Origin of the sequence: Paenibacillus sp. S28, assembly GCF_016624415.1 — a bacterium.
In the GTDB taxonomy this organism is placed as follows: domain Bacteria; phylum Bacillota; class Bacilli; order Paenibacillales; family Paenibacillaceae; genus Paenibacillus_AQ; species Paenibacillus_AQ favisporus.
In genome coordinates, this window is record NZ_JACVTM010000015.1 from 17196 (window position 1) to 37973 (window position 20778).

Sequence of the window (20778 nt, forward strand, 5' to 3'; positions counted from 1 at the left end):
AAGTGATTCATCAAGGAGCGTTTAAGGACGATAATTTTTATGGAGAACATTTATTCAATAAGTTTTTGAAAAACCGCATAAACAGTCATAAAAATGAGTATTTATCCAGTTATTTTAACCATTGTATCATTCCACCACAAAATCCGAATACCCTAAATTTTTAAACAAAAAGAAACCTTTCCTTGGTAAAATGGAGGTACCACCCAACCACATACCAAAAGGAGAGGTTTCTTTTGTACATTCAATATACCATGGACCAACTACATCTGCCAATGGACTTGGAGGACGACATTCCTCCTCATCACCTTGTTCGTGTTGTCAATGAAGCGGTTAACCGCTTGGACGACCAAATTTTCAAGGATGTGTATCCCGGTGGAGGACGCGACAGCTACCATCCCAAAATGCTCACCAAAGTCATTATCTATGCCTACACACAGCGGATCTATTCCTCTCGTCAGATCGCTAAAGCCATCCGAGAGAATGTCATGTTCATGTGGATTGCCGGCAGACAACGCCCAGACTTTCGTACCCTCAATCGCTTTCGTTCCGAACGGATGAAAGATGTACTGGAGACCGTCTTCACGGGCGTACTTCAATTTCTTGCCGAGGAAAAGTATGTGAAACTCGAACATTACTTCGTTGACGGCACGAAAATCGAAGCAAACGCCAATCGGTACACGTTTGTTTGGGGCAAGGCAGTCGTGAAGCAGAAGGCGAAATTGCAAGAGAAAGTACAGATATTGTTTGCAACCATCGAAGAGTCCGAGAAGCAAGAAGAACGCGAGCAAGCAGGACAAGACCTTCCCGAGCTCAGTGAACCGTCGGCTCTAACCAGTGAAAAACTAGAGGCTGTTGCTCAGCAATTGGAAGCAAAACTGCAAGCGCAGTCCAAGAATAAACCATTGAAGAAAGCGGTACGTGCGCTGCGTAAGACCTCCTCCCTCGTTTGCACAAATATGAGATCCAGCAAGAGATTCTGGCAGATCGGAACAGTTTCAGTAAGACCGATCCCGATGCAACCTTCATGCGAATGAAAGAAGATCACATGCGTAACGGACAACTCAAGCCTGGCTACAATGTGCAAATCGGAACGGAAAATCAATTCATTATCGGCTACAGTTTGCATCAGCGTCCAACAGACACACGATGCCTTAAACCCCATTTGGAGAAGGTCAAGGCGGCTCTCGGAAAACTACCTCCTACCGTCATCGCAGACGCAGGATATGGTGGGGAAGAGAATTACGCATATTTGGAAAATGAGCAACTTGAAGCAGTGGTGAAGTACAGCACGTACCACAAGGAAAAGTCGAAGAAGTGGCAGCAGGATATCAGTAAGTTAGACAACTGGCATTACGACGAGGCTAAAGATACCTGGACGTGTGCGGCTGGACGTAAGCTGCTGTTTCGCTATGAAAGTAAGGAAACAACGGAAAGCGGATATGAACTACGGAAGCGACACTATCGAAGCGAAGGCTGCGAAGATTGTCCGCTCAAAGAAGCTTGTACGAAAGCCAAAGGAAATCGTGAAATCAGCGTAAGTATGAAGTATTTACGTTACAAGCAGCATGCCCGCGAGAAGCTCAGAAGCGAGAAAGGATACGCACTGTCAGTTCGAAGAATGATTGAACCAGAGAGTGTATTCGGTCAGATGAAGAACAACCGAGGATTCAGACGATTTCTGCTTCGAGGCTTGCCGAAAGTAAGCCTTGAGGTCGGGTGGCTTTCAATCGCCCACAATTTGCTCAAGAAGACGGCGATCGACCAAAAGCCAGAAATGGCGGTGCAGGGATAACCTCCTAGCACCGCCATTTTCATTTTGTACCCAAATTTCACAAAAGCGAGCCGTCCATTAAGTGAGCCAACCTACTTTTGGGACAGCCCCTTTTTGTATTTAGAACTAATATACATAACAAAAAGCAAGTTATTTCAATAGTATTACATCGGATCGGGTTCACAATGTCAATGAAGAAAACACGCAAGGATGTCTCTCTGCATGACCCGATTGGTACGGAGAAGGAAGGCAATGAAATTACGCTTATCGGCATTCTTGTCACGGAAGCAGATAATGTTGTGGAGCGCGTACAGCTGAAGATCGAGAAGAGCAAAATCTACCGCAACCTCGATATTCTCGACGAGCGGGAGCAAGAAGTGATCCGCGGCTGGTTTGGCTTAAATCATGGTGGAGATGAGCGGACGCAGCAGGAGATTGCGAAGGAGCTAGGCATTAGTCGGAGCTATGTGTCGCGGATTGAGTAGCGAGCACTGATGAAGCTGTATCATGAGTTTTATATGGCGAAGAAGTGAGTTTGCTGTTCACTAGTAAAAAGACAATTCCCTTCATTGAAATGGATGGGAATTGTCTTTTTTATACCGTATTATTGACGGATCTTTCGGAACTGGTTCGGACTAATCTGTTCACGTTTCTTAAAGACCGTCCAAAATAGTTAGGATCTTCAAAACCATTCTATGGGCAATCTCCTGGATCTGATAGTAAGGATGCTGGAAGAGAAGTTCTTTGTTTTTTTAAAGCGGACGGAATTAATATATGAAAATTCTGATGTTAGTCGTTTTCTTAAATACATACCATAAATGCTGCGGCGTAATTCCCGCAATATCTGCCATTTCCTCCAGGATAAGAGGCTTCTCGAAGTTCTGATCAATATAGTTGAATAATGGTTTAATATAGCTCTCTACACTGTTGCTTCCGAGTGTTCAATATTTAATACGCTCGCATCTGGATAAGAATATATCGGGCCTAGATAAGAGACTGAATCGATAGACTTTTTCCATGGAAAATTCTATAGAGAGTCTCTTTTTTACTTTCGCTTGTTCAAACTTTACCAATATATTCAATTCAATCGGTGATCATTCGTTCCAACCGCATTCGAACCGACAATATGCCCAATAATAGTCGACATTTTGATATTCAATAGTCTTGGGATAGCAGGTATAATTTCAGCATTAATACCGATTGGAATAATTGGAATTGAGAAAGCGGAGTGATTGACAGATTTTTATCTTAACGTAAGGGGACAAATGGATTGAAAAACATACTCTTGACGAAATCGGGATTAATCCGAAACAAGGCGGACCCATCTTTAAGGTCTGACCAAGCGAGGCGGTCCAGAACATGGCGGCGTATCCTGAGGCACAAATACTATTATGTGCTGCTTTTTCCCGGAATACTGTACTTTCTGGTCTTCAATTATATTCCCATGGGAGGCGTGCTGATCGCATTTCAGGATTATAAGCTGGCCAAGGGTATAACCGGGAGCGCCTGGGCAGGGTTGAAATGGTTCGATATGCTCTTTTCTTCTCCCGATTTCTGGACCGCGCTGCGCAATACGCTGCTGATCAGTTTTTACAAGCTTGTCTTTAACTTTCCCGCGCCGATCATACTGGCTCTCATGATCAATGAGGTCGCAAACACCAAATTCAAACGAACGATACAGACGATTATTTATTTTCCCCATTTCGTTTCCTGGGTAGTGTTAGGAGGCATTCTGTTCACGGTTTTATCCCCGTCTACCGGAATCCTATCCGCTTTAGGCGTGACGACATCTCCACTGATGGATCCCCGTTCTTTTCGTAGCTTGCTCGTGATATCGGAAATATGGAAGAACATCGGCTGGGGAACGATCATATACCTGGCAGCCATTTCCGGCATTAACCCGGATCTGTACGATGCGGCCAAAGTGGATGGGGCTTCAAGATACCGTTTGATCCGGCACATTACGGTACCTTCCATTTCCGGAACGATCGTCATTCTTTTGATTTTGCGCACCGGGCATATTTTATCCGCAGGTTTCGATCAGGTCTTCGTCCTGTATCATCCGCTCGTGTACGAGGTAGCTGACATTCTCGATACATACGTATACCGGGTTGGGTTGACCAGCGGGAGATTCTCCTTGGCCACGGCTGCCGGACTGTTCCAGTCCGTTGTCGGTTTAGTGCTGCTGCTTTTCACGAATGCGGCGGCGAAGAAAATTGGAGGGCGGGGGATATGGTAGAAAGGAGAGGAAACTTATGGGAAAAAGAAGATTTAATCTGTTTGCAGCGATTAACGGAGCCTTCCTTATCCTGCTTGCGCTGCTGACCTTTTACCCGCTCTGGCATGAAATCTCTTTGTCCCTGAGTTCCTCGGAGCAGGCTTCCCGGGGAGGGCTGTTCCTCTGGCCCCGGAATTTAACGTTTGGCGCTTACGGGATCGTGCTCCGTTCCGAACAATTATGGTTGGCCTACAGGAACAGCATTGTTATTACAGGAGCCGGTACAATCCTGAGCGTCTTCTTTACAGCAACGACTGCGTATCCATTGGTCAAGAGCCATCTGCCGGGCAGACGATTATTCACCGGTCTGATCCTGTTTACCATGCTGTTCAGCGGCGGGATCATTCCCCATTATCTGCTTGTGAAGCAGCTCGGGATGATTAATACCTTGTGGTCCATGATTATTCCCGGTATGATTTCGGCTTTTAATGTAATCATTATGCTGAACTTCTTCCGCAGTCTTCCGGAGGAAATCGAGGAGTCGGCGACGATGGACGGAGCGAATCCGATCCGGATTCTGTTCACGATTATTTTTCCCTTATCAGCGCCCGTGCTGGCTACCGTTGCATTATGGGAGGCCGTAGGCAAGTGGAATAATTTCTTCCAGGCCTTTCTGTACTTGAATGATAAGTCGCTGTACACGCTGCCGGTGCTGATTCGGGAAATCATTGACGGACAGCAGGCGGAATCGCTGACAGGCAAGCTCGTGGAAACTTCCCAAGAGTCCGTAATAGGCACAACTATTATCGTGTCGGTTATTCCCATTTTACTCGTGTACCCGTTTTTGCAGAAGTACTTTACCAAGGGCGTCCTGCTGGGGTCTGTCAAATCGTAAATAAAGGAGATAAACATGATGAGAAAGATTTTGAAAAAAGGGGTGGCTTCGGCCTTTACCGCAAGCTTGGTTTTGGCGGTGCTGGGGTGCTCTCAGCAGCAAACGGGGCAGCCGGCTGCAGCTGCTGGGGAGAAGGATGACACTCCTGTAACTTATTCCTTCTTTATGAATGTGGCAGCGCCGGAATATCCCCAGGATGGGGGAGAAGCCCGAAAGCTGATTACTGAAGCCGCCGCTAAAGCCGGTATCAAGGGCTTCGATTATAAAGTATCTTTGAACAGCGGCAAGGATTTTTTTACCAAGTTAAACATTGAGGCCGCTTCAGGCGAGCTGCCGGATTACTTCGACGTGGACATCCCGACGCTGACGAAATTTGTTGACGAGGGCCTGGTTTTGCCCCTCGACGACTTTATTAAGAAATCTCCGAGTATTACGAGCCTGGTTCCCAAGGAGGCTTGGGACGCCGTCACTTTCAACGGAAAGATCTACGGGATACCGTCAGGAAGCCGGCCCGAACCCTTTAACCAGCCGAGCTCGACAGGGGTGCTCTACCGCGCCGATTGGCTGAAAAACCTGGGGCTGAAGGTTCCAACTACCCTTGAGGAGTATCACCAGGTGCTGACGGCGTTTACGAAAAACGATCCGGACAAAAACGGGAAAAACGACACATACGGCCTGGGAGGCAAGAAGGACAGCATCTTTGAGGGAGTTTTCGGCGCCTTCGGCGTTTTTCCTGAATTCTGGTATGAACGGGACGGCCAGTTGAAGCAGGGATACGTACTCCCGGAGACAAAGCAGGCTTTGGCCGTTCTGCAGCAATGGTATAAGGAAGGGCTGATTGATCCGGAGTTTGCGGTGGCTGATGCCCAACAGCTTGATTCCAAGGTTATCAACGGGAAGGTCGGCGTATATGAGGGCCCGGCTTTCGCCATCTTTGAAAAAAATAAAATAACCAAGTCCCTGAAAGAAGTCACTCCTGGCGGTTCCTTGGGCTTTACGGCGCCTCCTACAGGCCCTAAGGGCGAATCGGGATTGCCCGAAACGCCTCCGGCCAGCAGCATCTCGGCCATCTCCGCCAAAGTGAAGCAGCCGAACAAGCTGTTCGCTTATCTGAATTGGTCCTTGACGGATGGGGATAACGGCGGTTATCTGCTTCGGGAGGGCGTAGAGGGCAAACATTACACTTTTGACAAAGAGAAGAACGACCTTCAGGATCTTGTAGGGGCGTCGGAGAAGTACAAGGACGGCTTTTCCAATCCGATTAAATTCATTGCGGTGACTGACCGCCGTTGGGCTCCCGATTATGTACGGAAGGCGCTGGAAGATTCCGCTAAATTTGCTCGTCCCAACGCTCTGTGGAAGACCGTTCAGGCGGAACTGGACTACCCGGATTTGAAGGATAAGCTGTGGCCGGAATATTACACGAAGATCGTAACTGGAGTATGGTCGGTGGACAAATGGGACGAATTCGTGAAGAAGTATTACGAGCAGGGCGGCAAGGAGATTGAAGAACAGGGGAATGAAGCCTGGAAAAGTTTGAACAAGTAAGCATTTTGCAGAAGTCCAGACAGTAAATTTTCACTCGGAAGATATAGATGCGAAAGCCGGAGGAGACTTCTATGGATTTGGATCAAGAGTTATATAAAGACAGCACAGCTCTTCTGGATGGGGGCGTCCTGCTCTCTCCGGAAGAGCAAGCTGACGGCAAAGGGATGCTTCATACGCAGTGGTGGTTCAAACCCGCAGACCGGGAGGAGGAATGGTCGCCGATCAAGGTGCCCTCCTTCTGGGATCTTCCCGAACAATACGACCATTCCCGAAACTGGAAGCAGGTGCATGAGGCGTGGTACGCAACCGCTTTTAAGCTGGCGGACCGGGACAACGTAAAGAGATATGAGCTGCATTTTCGGGGGGTATCGCAACTATGCCGCGTTTATGTAAACGGTCGGTTTGTTGGTGAGCACGGGGGCCGCTACACCCCGTTCTTCTTTGATATTACGGATGTCTTGGTGGATGAAGGCCGGCAAATCGTGCATGTCTTCGTTCAGGATGGCACCGCCGCCTACGATCACGAAACGGACGCTCTCTTGTATCAGGTCGGAGTGATGCCTGTTAAAAATAATATCCCAGACCCGATGCTGCCGGACCATCCCTATTTCGGCGGGATCTGGCAGCCGGTTTATATCGAGGCGAAGCATCGGGCGCATATAACCGCCTGCAAAGTCGAAACGTCCTGGCGGAAGAGCGAGCTGACCGTTAAGCTTTGCGCCAGTGCGGCCCTAAAAGAGACTTCGCGGTTGGAACTCCTCATCCGCAATTATAATGGCGGATTTGAGAGCAGCCCTGAAGATGACGCTGTCCTGAAGAGGCTGGATGTGGACCTTTCCGTAAACAGCACCGAACCGGGGGCGGAGCTTATTGTGAGATCGCCGTGGGAGGATGCTGAGTACTGGAGTCCGGGGCATCCCCATCTCTATGTGCTGGAGGTGCTGCTGTATGAAGGGGACCTGCTGGTGGATCGACACCGGGAACGGTTTGGGTTTCGCGAGTTCTGGATCGACGGGGGCGATTTCTATCTGAACGGGGTAAAGACGCGGCTGTTCGGGGATTCCTTCAATATGGGGATTCAAATGCTCGGCAGCTTCTCCAGGCGGGATTATTTGGAGCTGTTCTACAGTACGATCAAGCAGGAATTGAACGTCAACTGCATTCGGGTTCATGGATTAATCGGCCCCGAAATCATGTACGAGGTCGCCGACGAAATCGGGCTGCTGATGATTGACCAATCGGGCATTTGGAGTGCGGGCGGCGCTCATTACAACAGGGGCGGCGAACGATTGCTTGGTCATTTGGAGACAGAATTCGAGGAATGGGTAAAGCGCGACTGGAATCATCCCAGCGTCATTATATGGGATGTGGAGAACGAACAGGTTCGCAGCCAGCATCAATTCATGCCGTGGGTCCGAAAGCTGGACGATCTCGTATTGCGGCATGATGCCACCCGGCCGGTTCAGCATAGCGGGGCGGGTTCGATGGCGGGTCACAGCGACATCTATCATATTCACCATCATGAAACCTATACGGCTTTGTGTGAAGCATGGAGCAAAGTCAGGGACAAGCCGCTCGTGCTAGGGGAATGGTGGAGCGGGGGAAAGGCCGGGCTTCTGCGAAGCATGACGGGGCTGGATTCCCTCCATTATTCCGAGTACTCCGAGAGGATGGGAAAGTTTTATCACGAGCGGATTATGGAATGGCGGAGCTTCGGAGTGTCCGGTGTGATGCCCTACCACTGGCTGATGGACGCATTCCTGCCGATCTTCCCGTATCGTCATCGGCTGTTTCTAAAGAACTCGGGAGAGATGGAGCCCGCGCCGGATTTCGCTTCCCCCTACGGAGATGATCCCAATGTACCCAAGGAGCTGGTGAATCCGGGCTGGGCTCCCGATCGGTGGAGCTACCGGCTCAATGAACCGATCGCCAAAGGATTCGCCGAAGCCTTTGCGCCTGTGGCCGCTATGTTCTTGGAGAAGTGGTCCCACGTATGGAGTGGAGAATCCGCAAGTCATACCGTTCTGGTGATGAACGATTCGGAGGAATCCGCGGCGATTGAAGCCGAGGTTGCGGTCCGGTCTGGCCGAAGCAGAAGGATCGTTCAGCGGGTCATACTGGAGCTGGCTCCCGGGGAGCACCGGAGATTCAGTGTCAATTTTGAGGTCCCGGCGGTCAATGAGGTTCAAGCGCTGGAATGGGAAACGGCTCTGACGCTGGGCGGCAAGCAAATCTATACCTGCCGAAAAAGATTATGGGCTTATCCCACCGGGCAGCCGCCGGAATTAAACGCACGGCTGGGGCTGATGGGGGAAACGCAGGAACTGAACGCGCGCGAGCTTCGGGCTTCGCTTGTCCGATCTATGAAGGATTTGCAGAAAGTGGATATTCTGATTCTTGGGCCGGGCGCATCCGACGATTTGACCTCAGAGGAAGGCGCACTTCTAAACGACTGGATCAACCGGGGAGGGAAGCTGCTCGTCCTGGACCAATCGAGGCCCAACCGCTGGTTCCCTCTTCCTTTGGGTTTCACTTCCGCTTTGACGGGGCTGCCGCTGGCCTTCCGGGGAATCGGCAAGCAGCCGGAGCCGGACCGGTCCAACTATGCCAGCCGTTACGCAGCGGTGTATGCCAAGGGCCATCCGGTCTTCCGGCATGTGCCGGACACAGCCGTATCCTATTGGCGGTCCGGGGACGGCAGGGTAGTCGACGATACCCTGCTGAAGCCCTTCACCAATAAGGATGCCGGTACGGCTAACCTGAGGGTTCTGGCAGGGGGGAACAGGCAGGATTATGCCTCTCTCTTGGAATGCGCTCTAGGCGAAGGTCACGTCATCTTCTCCCAATTGAAAATAGCGGATAATTTCACGATTGACCCGCAGGCGACATGGCTGTTGTACGACATCCTGTCTTATCTTGTGGCAAGCCCGGAGCGTCCCTTCCAGGAGAAAGTGCTGGTGCTCGGCTCCTCCACCGGAGAGCTTCTCCGGCAGCAGGGCGCCACCGCTGTCATTTTGGATGAAAAGGAGACTCCCGTTCCATTGCTGGGCGAGGGCCATTTCAGCCGGTTGGTTATTGGCCCGGAGACGGAATGGACTCCCCAGCTGGAGGAGGCGGTTTCGAGTTTGTCCGGCAGTCCGTGCGAGGTGCTGCTGCTCGAAAGAAAGCCCGGCGGCATTACAGTGTTTGGAAACCATTTTACGGTCCTTGAGGATACCGGGAATTACAATGGGCTTCACTTCCGCGCCGGGCATTCCCTCGTATGGGGGCTGAACGGGATGGACTGTGAAGCGGCCCGGGGGCCTTTTATCCGCTATCCCCTTGAAGTGCATCGGAGAGAAATCATTCAGCATCCACTGAAGGGAGAGCCCTTCTGGCCGGTGGCAGATGTGGTGACGAAAACCAAAGGAAACTGGTTCGTTCACCTGCCCGTTGCCGTTCATAGCTACGCCGCCGTGCAGCTGTCGATCGGCAAATGCACCTTGACCGTCTGCCAGCTTCCGTTAACCGAAGGATCGGCATACGCTCGCTATATGCTAAGAACGCTGCTGACCAATTTGGGAGTGAAGCTGGAAGAAAGCGGGGAGAATCTACGCCCCGCGATCCGCGCGCAGCGAGCCGAGGATATTCGGATCGACGGCCATTTGGAGGAGTGGGTGTGCGAGGTCGGCGATCCGAATCTCACGAAGTGGAAGCGCAGCGAGCCCATTGTCCTCGACAGCCGCTCCGTTTCTTTCGGCGCAGTGAAGGACAACAGCGATTGCAGCGGGATTTTCTATATGATGCATGACGACCTGGAGCTGTACATCGCCGCCCATGTTCTGGACGATTCCCTATGTGTTTGGAAGGGTGAGGATGCGGACGCGGTTCAAGGAGACGGGTTCGAACTCATTCTTAACGGGGTATGTCTGCAAGCGTATCTCACAGACAAGCAAAAGCTGTCTGTCCGCAAACGGAAAGCCAACGGGAAAGAAGACAACTGGTCGCCAATTTCCGAAGCGCGAAGCGCCTGGAAGCGGATGGGTTATAAGGCTTTTCAGTTTAATCCGGATATCGACTGGATCAAGGGCGGCTCGGCGTCCATCCCCCTAAACGGCTATGCTATCGAGTTGGCGGTGCCTCTTGAGGTATTCGGCTGGAAGGACGGTTATCCCGAACAGGCTGAATTTCAGCTGCTGCTCAGAGACGTTGACGACGCTGAAAAAGGCGTGAAGGCGGAGCTTTCGTTTCCATGGTCGCGGGGGACAAAGCAACTGACGGCACAGTTGATTTTTGCGGAGTGAAAAATTCATTCATTATTGGAGGGATTTATTGTGAAAAAAAGCAAATGGCTGTCTGTTCCAATCGCGCTGACTTTATTGGCTGCAACCCTCATTTCTCCACTGTCCTCTTCTCCCGTTCAGGCGGCTACCCAAAGCCATACCTTGAAAATTCTCGATTCGGTAGCGGGCAAAACGCCGCAGCATATCGGTGAGAACATCACCAACGCGAACGGCTTCAACTGGACGGCATCCAACAAGGAGTGGATCAAGAACAGCGGCATTAACGCGGTCCGGGTTTGGTTCAATATCTGGAATTACGAACCGCAAAACGACAATGGGCCGTACGGAAACAACGTGACGAGCCTGAGCAGCTTCAATGCGGCGAAAAACGCCGTTCTTGCCAATCCCGAAAGCAACAGCTATATCAATTGGGATGCGTTTAATGCCCGGTTTGCGACTTCCAACTTGGACTCGAATCTTGACTTTTTGTCCACGGAAGGCATCACACCGATCATCGTTCTTCGCGGGGACGCCCAGAACACCTGGTTTCCCGATGACTTAAATGATTGGGACGACTACTGGGAATGGTGGGAATTCACCTTTGCCCTCGTCTACCATGCTTACAAAAATTACGGGTTCGTCAACTTTGAAATCGGCAACGAACCGAACATCAACGGCATCACTGCTCAGAATTATGTGAAAATCGCGCAGTATGCCAGCGATGCCGTCCAGTCGGCTGTCCACAAAGTCAATGCGTCGGAAACGGTTCATATCCTGACTCCGGCGTTATCCTCCGTGCCTGAGCATACCAATCCTACGGACGACCAGTATTTATCCGATACGCTCAACTTGCAGGGAACCGGCATTGATACCCAAAAAGGGGATTATTACTCCGATACAATCAGCTATCACGCTTACCGGTCCCCGGCTGTGGCAGATACTCAAAACCCAAGCCTGAGTTATCAGCAGGCCAATGTGGGAAGAATTCAGGACGTAATCCGTAACAACAACCCCGACGGGCAAATTGAAGACCTGTATGTCACGGAGACCAATGCCGGACTGTCCGGACACAACCCGGATGATCCGCATGTCAACGCCCAGTTGGCCCAGCTGTACCTCCAGTTGATTCATCAAGCGAAAACTTATGATTCCTCGCACAGCTGGTTGAGAGGTATCCTGAAATTTAAGTTTGACGATACCAATAACTCTGTGAACCCCGGAAGCCCGGAATATACGGGTGTGCATCAATACTACTTTACGTACAACCTAATCGCGCAGGCCGCCAGTAAAATTAAAGACATTCTGAACGTGGATACCACGCTGCCCGGCGACCAGCTGCTCGTTTCCAGGGACCCCTCTTACTATTATGTCTTGCTGTCCAACCTGAGCTCTGCCGACACGCAAAAAATCGATTTGGACACTACGGCGATCGGCATCAGCAACGCTCCGGCCTATTTTACGACCTCGAATGCCAATCAAGCGGGGACCCGTTGGGACAAAACCATTACAAACGGTGCATTGACGTTCTACATTGCTCCCGATACGGTCACTTTAATTAAAATTCCGAGGGGCTATACGGCGAGAACGATCAGCTCCATTGATATCTCTCCGTCTTCTACGGTCTCGGTCGGACTATACGGAGCCAAGGAGTTTACCGCGACGGCGCATTATACGGATGGAACCTCCCAGGATATTTCCGACCTGATCAATTGGACGTCTTCCAACAATACCAACGTTCAGATGATTGCGACCGGATTGGCCATCGGCAAGGTTAGCGGCACGACTGCTGCCATAACCGGAAGCTACCAGGGAGTTACCTCTAACTCCGTTACGTTTCAGGTCAATTGATGAGGAGGCCAGCCGATGCCCAGGCCGACAAATCCGCCTGATCACCCGGAAAAACAACGTTTGCCCAATATCATCTTATTTATCCCGGACCAGTGGCGGGGCAAAGATGCCGGCTGCCTCGGCAATCCCGTTATCCGGACTCCCCACACGGACTTGCTGGCGGAAGAAGGGCTAGCCTTTGCCAATTGTTTTGCACAAAGCACAGTGTGCACACCGAGCCGCTGCTCGTTTATGACCGGATGGTATCCGCATATAAGAGGTCACCGGACCATGCATCACATGCTGTCACCGGACGAACCTTTTTTGCTAAAGCAATTGAAGGATCAAGGCTATTACGTCTGGTGGGGAGGGAAAAATGACGTAGTTCGCGTAGAGGAAGAAGAGAGCGTATGCTCTCTTCGATTCCGCCCGGGCCATTCGACAGAAGCCGACTTGAAGCCTCCCGCGTTGAATCCCGGCCACCGGCTGTTTTATTCGCATTACCGCGGGAAAATAGGGGATCAGCCGATCTGGAGTGGGGACGACGCGCTGGTCGATGGAGCGGTCCGCTTCTTGGAGAACACGCCTCCCGAACCTTTCTGCATATGTCTGACGCTGCATGATCCTCATGTTCCGTTTCAGGTTGATGAACCTTACTTTTCCATGTACGACCGCAGCGGGCTTCCCCCGATCATCCCCCGACCGGAGGACGGGACCAAATCCCGGCATATGACGCTCATTCGAGAGCGGATGAATCTTCATGCGCTCGGCGAAGACGATATGCGGGAAATACTCGCTGTGTACTACGGGATGATTACCCGGACGGATGCCGCTCTGGGGCGGTTGATGACCGCGCTAAAGGCAAGCGGGCATTGGGACGACTCGGCGGTGTTTGTATTCAGCGACCACGGCGAGTATGCCGGCGATTACCATATGGTGGAGAAATCGCAAAACGGCTTTGAGGACGACTTGACCAAAGTCCCGCTTATTGTCAAATATCCATCCTGGATTCCGGTTGCGGAGCGAAAGCAGCCGGTGGCCGAACTGGTTGAATTGATCGATGTGTATGCGACGGTGGCCGAGTTGGCCCGCCTGAAGCAGCGGCATACCCACTTCGGGCGATCACTTATTCCGGTCAGCACCGGTCAGGCCGAACAACACCGGGAACAGGTATTCTGCGAAGGAGGGGCGCTTGTGTCCGAGCCCCATACCCATGAGCCGCCGGTCAACCGGGAGAGAGTGTATTGGCCGCGGCTCAGCGCGCAGAACGATGACCGGGAATCGCACGGCAAAGGCGTCATGGTGCGGACGAAGGAATGGAAGTTCGTGAAGCGGTTGTACGAAGGCGATGAGCTGTATGATCTTGTCGCTGATTCGGACGAACTGCGCAATTTGGCTGGCGATCCCCAATATGCGGCGATACGCAATGATATGTTAAATCGGATCGCGCTATGGTATATGGAAACGGCCGACGTCGTTCCTTATGAGCCTGTCATGCATACGCTGGAAGGGAGGCTGTAACGGATGTCGCAGACTAAACGGCCCAATCTGATTATTTTTATTGCCGATTCGTGGCGGGGCAAGGATGTCGGTTACCTCGAAAATAAAGTTATCCGAACGCCTCATGCCGATGCGCTGGCCGGAGAAGGCGTCGCCTTCTCAAACTGCTTTGTACAAAATACAGTGTGCACGCCAAGCCGCTGTTCGTTTATGAGCGGGCGGTATCCGCATGTCAAAGGGCACCGCGTGCAGGAGCATAAGCTGGTGATCGACGATGACGATCCCGTCATTCTGAAGGAGCTGAAGGATCAGGGTTATTATGTTTGGTGCAACGCCATCCCCCCTGTGAAATCCGGCGATATTCATGAATGGTGCTCGGAATTGTTCACTCCGGCTCCGGGCAGCTATGAATCGAATTCCGGTCCCGTTATGGATGCGGGCGATCCGCTGTACTACTCGTTCTATCGCGGCAAGGCGGGGGATAAGGAAATGTTTATCCGCGACGACGCGATTGTGCAGGGCGCCATCGACTTTTTGGCAAGCGGGCCGCCGGAGCCCTTCTGCTTGTTCATTACCGTATCATCTCCCCATCCGCCGTTCCGGGTGGAAGAGCCGTATTTCTCCATGTACGACCGCGACAAGCTTCCGCCGATCATTGCCAAGCCCGAGCCCGGCACGAAGTCGGCCTTCCTGGACAGAGTGCGCGAGCGGATGGGGCTTGAGCGACTCGGAGAAGACGAGTTCAAGGAAATCCTAGCCGTCTATTACGGCATGATTACGAAGACGGATGCTTCGCTGGGCCGTCTGACCGAAGCCGTCAAGCAAAGCGGACACTGGGACGACTCGGCGGTGTTCGTCTTCAGCGACCATGGGGAATATGCCGGCGATTACTGCATGGTGGAGAAGTCGCAGAATGACTTTGAAGACTCGCTAAGCAGAGTTCCGCTGATTATTAAATATCCGTCATGGATTCCGGTGCCGAAGCGGGAGCAGCCGGTCGATGCGCTGGTAGAGCTGCTTGATTTCTATGCGACGGTAGCGGAGCTTGCCGGACTGCCGGAACGTCATACGACGTTCAGCCGCTCGCTCGTCCCGGTCAGCACCGGTGAGGCGCATGAGCACCGAGGGCAGGTGTTCTGCGAAGGCGGGGCGCTTGTGTACGAGCCGCATACGCACGAGCCGAACGGCTTGTGGCCGGGAGCGCTGTACTGGCCGAGGGTCGGCGTGCAGAACGACTACCCGGAATTTCACGGGAAGGTCGTCATGGTCCGAACCAGGGAGTTCAAGTATATCAAACGACTCTATGAGCGGGATGAGCTGTACGATCTGGCGAATGATCCGGACGAGCTGCACAATTTGATCGAGGACGAATCATATGCGGATGTGCGGCAAGATATGCTGGAGCGGCTTGTTCATTGGTATATGGAAACGGTCGATGCGGTCCCTTACAGATTGGACCCGCGAAGGGCCGGGGAGAAGCTGCCCACATACGCGAACGAAAAGAGGTGAGGAGAGCTATGAAAGCCAGTCCGAATATCATCTATATCTATGCCGATGACCTTGGGAGAGGCATGCTGAGCTGCTATGGGCAAAAGCACTTTGCAACGCCTAACATCGACAGATTAGCAGGGGAAGGGATACGTTTTACCCATGCTTACGGCTGTTCTTTTTGCGCTCCTGCCAGAGCCAGTCTGCTCTGCGGGGTCCACGATGTTCACGCCGGCCGATGGACCTTCACCAAAGCGGGCGTCTACAAGGAATTGGACAAAGGCACGATGACGCTGGAGCAGGTGTATGAATTGATTCACAACACCGGAATCCAGAGCGGGCCGGACGATGTCTATCTTCCGCAAATTCTCAAACAGGCCGGATATGCCACCGGACAAATCGGTAAGCTGGAGTGGGGGTTCGCAACGACCGGCGAAGAGATCGCAAAGCACGGCTGGGATTATCATTTCGGCGATTATGACCATCAAAGATGCCACGGCTATTACCCGACCTTTCTTTTTGAGAACGGACAGAAGGTGGACATTGAGGGGAATACGCTTATCGACTGCGGCGCAAGGCGAAGCGCTTTTGAAGACGGTGAAAGAATCGATATGACGGGCAGACGGATTTACTCCCAAGATGTATACGATCAAAAGCTCTTGGATTATATCCGGCAGCACCGCGATGTCCCGTTCTTTCTGTACCATCCGTCGCAGCTTCCCCACGGGCCGGTATTTTATCCGCATATTCATCCGTCGGTGGCGGACAATCCCGAGCTTACGGATATTGAAAAAGAGTTCGCGTCCATGGTGCTGCGACTCGACCGGACGGTCGGATTAATCCTGGATGAATTGGACGCGCTGAACCTTGCGGAGGACACCGTTGTGATCTTCAGTTCGGACAACGGCCATACGCTTGGGTATTCGCAGCCCGGAAGAACATCGGGACAGGAATTGTTGAATGGCAGGCCCATCGACAATATCCATACCAAATTTCACTCGGATACATGCGGTGACGTGTTTGACGGCAATGACGGCATGGCCGGACTGAAGCTGACAAGCTGGGAAGGGGGAGTGAGAATTCCTTATCTTGTCCGCTGGCCCGGTACCATTCAACCTCACAGCGTTTCCGATCAATTGATCGCGGGCTATGACCTGATGCCAACTCTGGCGGAACTGGCGGGTGCAGAGATGCCGGGGAATAAAGACGGTGTTTCCTTCGCACCGCTTATTAAGAATGAAGCCGACGCGTTCACAGGACATGAATACGTGGTTTATGCCAGTTATATGGGACCTGCGATTGTCACGAAGGACGGATGGAAGCTGCGGTGCGTCATCCACACGGACAAATATAAACTTGGCCCGTTCGGCGCTTTTATCAACCAGATCGGCGATGCGGTGGAATACCAGCTGTATCATATTGAGGAGGACTACCGCGAGGACAACAATGTGGCAGATCAATATATGCAAAAGGTTCTGGAGCTTAGACAGAAGCTTGTCAAGGAATGCGACGGCAATCTGCTGAACGGAACGCCGCAGGCGCACTTTGCTTTTTACGGCAATTATGAAACCATGTAGGAGGAGCGCTAATGAATATTAAAAAGGTTATTCCCGCCATGCTGAGTGTTGCGCTGACATCCGCTCTGATCCTGGCGCCCTCCAAGACCGACAAGGCTGATGCGGCTGTCATTACCTATTCCCTTACCTTGTCCGACACAAATGTGGGCACATCGCCGAGATTTATGGGGGAGAACGTGACGGCGATTGGGGGCTGACCGATTCAGAAAAAGAGTGGATTAAGAACAGCGGCGCCAACACAGCCCGGATCTGGTTTAACGATTTTGATTTTGAGCCTGCCAACGACAATGGTCCTTATGGAAATGGGGTCAGCAATCTGACCAGTTTTAACGCGGCCAAAATTGCGGTTACCAGCAATCCGGCGAACAATACGTACATCAATTGGAATGACGGCAAAAAAGCCTTCTACGGCACCGATGACACGGCTTGGCAGAATCCAAGCAAATTTGGGACTGCCGAGCTTCAGTGAGCATTTTTAAAATGAGGGTTAGAACAAAAAGGGAGATTACCCGAGCATATGAATGACACGAGACCCAATATCATTTTTATCATGAGCGATGACCATGCTGCGCACGCTATGAGCTGCTACGACAGCAGAATCAATCAGACGCCGAATCTTGACCGAATTGCTAATGAAGGAACCCGGTTCGATAATTGCTTTTGCACCAATTCGATCTGTGCTCCAAGCCGCGCAACCATTCTGACGGGACTCTACAACCATATAAACGGTGTCAAAACATTGCGGGACAGCCTGGACAACCGAATAACGACCTTTCCTTCTTTGCTTCAGAAGGACGGCTATCAGACGTCCATAATCGGCAAATGGCATTTGGGCCACGGGCCCGAGAACGATCCGGCGGGATTCGATCATTGGAGTATTTTTCCCGGTCAGGGGAGCTACTTCAATCCGACTTTTATTGAAAACGGCGTAGAGAAAAAAGTAAACGGGTATGTGACCGACGTGGTTACGGATTTATCTATCGATTGGATGAACGGACGCGACAGGGAGAGGCCGTTCCTGCTGCTGTGCCATCATAAGGCACCGCATCGCCACTGGCTGGTGGATGAGAAGCATGCCCATCTTTATGAGGATACCGATATTCCCGAGCCGCCGACTTTTGATGATGATTATTCGAACCGGTCCAAGGCTGCGGCTGCGGCCAGGATGACCATTGAGAGGGACATGAATGAGAAAGATTACAAAGTCCCGCTGCCTGCCGGATTGACGGAGAGGGAGCTCAAAAGCTGGAAGTATCAGCGTTATATTAAAGATTACTTGCGCTGTATTGCTTCCATAGACGATAATGTCGGCCGAATTCTCGATTATCTCGATGATGAGGGATTGACGGACAACACGATAGTCATTTACACCTCGGACCAGGGGTTTTTCCTAGGCGAGCATGGCTGGTACGATAAGCGGTTTATGTACGAGGAGTCCCTGCGTATGCCGTTTATCGTGCGGTATCCGAAGGAAATCAAACCGGGAAGCACGGTACCGCAAATTGCGGTGAACGTCGACTTTGCGCCAACCCTGCTGGACTATGCCGGCGCCCCTGTTCCTGAAGAGATGCAGGGCTACAGCCTGCGTCCTTTGCTCAATGGAGAAACGACCGGAAATTGGCGCACGGCCATGTACTACCGTTACTGGATGCATCTGGCCCAACATAATGTATGTGCCCATTACGGGATTCGTACGGACCGCTACAAGCTCATTTATTATTATGGCGAGGCATTGGGCGCAACCGGGGCCATTGACGAATCCTGGACGCCGGAGTGGGAGCTGTTTGATCTGGAATGCGATCCGATGGAATTAAACAATGTGCACGCCGATTCAGCTTACTCGGATATCGTCAAGCAGTTACACGAACAGTTGGAAAGTCTGCGCCGGGAAATACAGGATCTGGACTAGCGGCCTGTGAATTTACTGTAGCCGATGTCGCTATGATGAGATAAAGTATCTACAAGAGCCGGTTAAAGTAACGAGGAGGATGAGAAACAATGGGCTGCGGCATCGCAACACTGGAACAAAGGCACTACCCAGTGCAAGCTGTTCCAAGAATATTTCTGGGAACAGCTTGTTCAATTTTCAGGACGATGGTTGTTATAATGTGGAATCCAAACTCTGTGTAAACAGGAAGATAAGGACAAAAGCCTTCAGACCGGAAAAGGCACGAAACTTGCCACGTTTGCCGCACGTTGTATTGAGAACGAAATACTTATGTACTTGAGATCGCTTAAGAAGACGCGCAAGGACGTCTCTCTGCATGACCCGATTGGTACGGACAAGGAGGGTAATGAGATTACGCTGATCGATATCCTCGGCAAGCTGCAAGTTCCTTCGACGGCCTCACTCCTGCTCAATAAAGACGGATGGGATTACTACTGCGGAGGGAACGGCTGCGGGGCAAACGTCCCAGGGGGGCGGCAAATCGCAGGCAAATCCACTTTATTAAGTGTTTAACGTATTAGCGAAATCAGGTGCACCGGTGGCCGGCGCTAAAGGCACGGTACTTGTAACGGGACAGGGCCACAAATCGTAAGAGAAGATTGCAAAAACGAGCTTGAAATATACATTATTCCGAGTATAATACTTGACATAAAACATATTCCGTTGACCGGACGAACCGGAGACGCATTTTCCTTCAAGGGGAAAGTTTGCGTCTTTTTTTTGTTTGTATACGGTCTATGCAATTAGTTAATTTAAATTTTTAACCAAAGGAAGGGACGGCGATGCATGAACACGGGCATTCTTGCTGTAGTGTCGGACGTGGACAAGTTTTGCAGCTAACGGCGGACGCTGACGACCAGCTTCAAGCTAGGGTGAAGAGCAACTACGGCATGGCGTATTTGGAAGGCGGCGTCTTCTTAATGGGGACAGAGGACAAGGATGGGTTCCCTGCAGATGGAGAAGGACCCGTAAGAGAGGTTGAACTTTCGCCCTTTTACATCGATTTTGAAGCGGTCACGAACGAAAAGTTTACTGATTTTGTCGAGGATACAGGTTATGTGACGGAAGCCGAGCAATTCGGTTGGTCGTTTGTGTTCCACTTGCTCGTAACGGAAGAGGTGAAGAACGAAAGTCGTATTGTTCCGGGAACCCCTTGGTGGTTGGCCGTCAACGGCGCTGATTGGCGAAGACCGGAAGGAGGAAGAACCACGATCGAGGATCGAATGGACCATCCCGTCATTCACATCTCATGGAATGATGCCGCTGCTTATTGCCGATGGGCCGGCAAACGGCTGCCGACCGAAGCAGAGTGGGAGTACGCCGCACGTGGTGGTCTGGTTCAGAAAAAATATCCTTGGGGAGATCTATTGAAACCGGAAGGACAGCATAGATGCAACATTTGGCAAGGAGAGTTCCCGTTTAAGAATACGGCCGCTGACGGTTTCATCGGGACGGCGCCAGCAAGATCGTATCTTCCGAACGATTATGGCTTATACAACATGGTCGGTAACGTGTGGGAATGGTGCTCCGACTGGTTCTCCCCTTCCGCATCCAAGCATTCGAAGCGCCGAAATCCGAAAGGACCGGCCATAGGAACGAGCAGGGTCATGCGAGGAGGCTCCTATTTATGCCATAAATCGTACTGCAATCGATATCGGGTAGCGGCGCGAAGTTCCAATACACCGGAAAGTTCGACAGGCAATTTGGGCTTCCGATGCGTTGTAGACGGATGACGAATCAGGAG

At 51.6% G+C, this 20778-nt stretch carries 12 protein-coding genes and 2 pseudogenes; all 14 read left to right on the forward strand.

Annotated elements, in window-relative coordinates; translation table 11 throughout:
- Nucleotides 1-233: 233 nt before the first annotated feature.
- Nucleotides 234-1792, forward strand: a pseudogene (locus tag IAE55_RS26665) (IS1182 family transposase).
- Nucleotides 1793-1959: 167 nt separating this feature from the next.
- Nucleotides 1960-2256, forward strand: a pseudogene (locus IAE55_RS26670) (sigma factor-like helix-turn-helix DNA-binding protein); the annotation flags it as partial.
- A 959-nt stretch (nt 2257-3215) separates the two neighbouring features.
- Nucleotides 3216-4010: an ABC transporter permease gene (locus IAE55_RS26675; RefSeq protein ID WP_200634385.1), complete on the forward strand. Its 795-nt coding sequence runs from the start codon at nt 3216-3218 to the stop codon at nt 4008-4010.
- 16 nt (nt 4011-4026) lie between these two features.
- Nucleotides 4027-4884: a carbohydrate ABC transporter permease gene (locus tag IAE55_RS26680; protein WP_186381787.1), complete on the forward strand. Its 858-nt coding sequence runs from the start codon at nt 4027-4029 to the stop codon at nt 4882-4884.
- Nucleotides 4885-4899: 15 nt separating this feature from the next.
- Nucleotides 4900-6432, forward strand: coding sequence for an extracellular solute-binding protein (locus IAE55_RS26685; RefSeq protein ID WP_200634338.1), 1533 nt, complete (start codon nt 4900-4902; stop codon nt 6430-6432).
- 71 nt (nt 6433-6503) lie between these two features.
- The gene (locus tag IAE55_RS26690) at nt 6504-10715 is read left to right on the forward strand and encodes a glycoside hydrolase family 2 TIM barrel-domain containing protein (RefSeq protein ID WP_200634339.1); all 4212 of its coding nucleotides are present in this window, start codon (nt 6504-6506) and stop codon (nt 10713-10715) included.
- Between the two features lie 30 nt (nt 10716-10745).
- Nucleotides 10746-12542, forward strand: a complete 1797-nt coding sequence (locus IAE55_RS26695) for a GH39 family glycosyl hydrolase (RefSeq protein ID WP_145156390.1) — start codon at nt 10746-10748, stop codon at nt 12540-12542.
- A gap of 15 nt (nt 12543-12557) precedes the next feature.
- Nucleotides 12558-14042, forward strand: coding sequence for a sulfatase-like hydrolase/transferase (locus IAE55_RS26700; RefSeq protein WP_145156391.1), 1485 nt, complete (start codon nt 12558-12560; stop codon nt 14040-14042).
- Nucleotides 14043-14045: 3 nt separating this feature from the next.
- Nucleotides 14046-15530: a sulfatase-like hydrolase/transferase gene (locus IAE55_RS26705; RefSeq protein WP_145156392.1), complete on the forward strand. Its 1485-nt coding sequence runs from the start codon at nt 14046-14048 to the stop codon at nt 15528-15530.
- Between the two features lie 8 nt (nt 15531-15538).
- Nucleotides 15539-17086 carry a sulfatase-like hydrolase/transferase gene (locus tag IAE55_RS26710; protein ID WP_145156393.1) on the forward strand — a complete coding sequence of 516 codons (1548 nt, stop codon included), beginning with the start codon at nt 15539-15541 and terminating at the stop codon, nt 17084-17086.
- Between the two features lie 11 nt (nt 17087-17097).
- Nucleotides 17098-17283: a hypothetical protein gene (locus IAE55_RS26715; protein ID WP_145156394.1), complete on the forward strand. Its 186-nt coding sequence runs from the start codon at nt 17098-17100 to the stop codon at nt 17281-17283.
- Between the two features lie 320 nt (nt 17284-17603).
- Nucleotides 17604-18995 carry a sulfatase family protein gene (locus tag IAE55_RS26720; RefSeq protein WP_145156395.1) on the forward strand — a complete coding sequence of 464 codons (1392 nt, stop codon included), beginning with the start codon at nt 17604-17606 and terminating at the stop codon, nt 18993-18995.
- Between the two features lie 309 nt (nt 18996-19304).
- Nucleotides 19305-19547, forward strand: a complete 243-nt coding sequence (locus tag IAE55_RS26725; protein WP_145156396.1) for a hypothetical protein — start codon at nt 19305-19307, stop codon at nt 19545-19547.
- A 269-nt stretch (nt 19548-19816) separates the two neighbouring features.
- Nucleotides 19817-20767 carry a formylglycine-generating enzyme family protein gene (locus tag IAE55_RS26730; RefSeq protein ID WP_145156397.1) on the forward strand — a complete coding sequence of 317 codons (951 nt, stop codon included), beginning with the start codon at nt 19817-19819 and terminating at the stop codon, nt 20765-20767.
- Nucleotides 20768-20778: the final 11 nt, after the last annotated feature.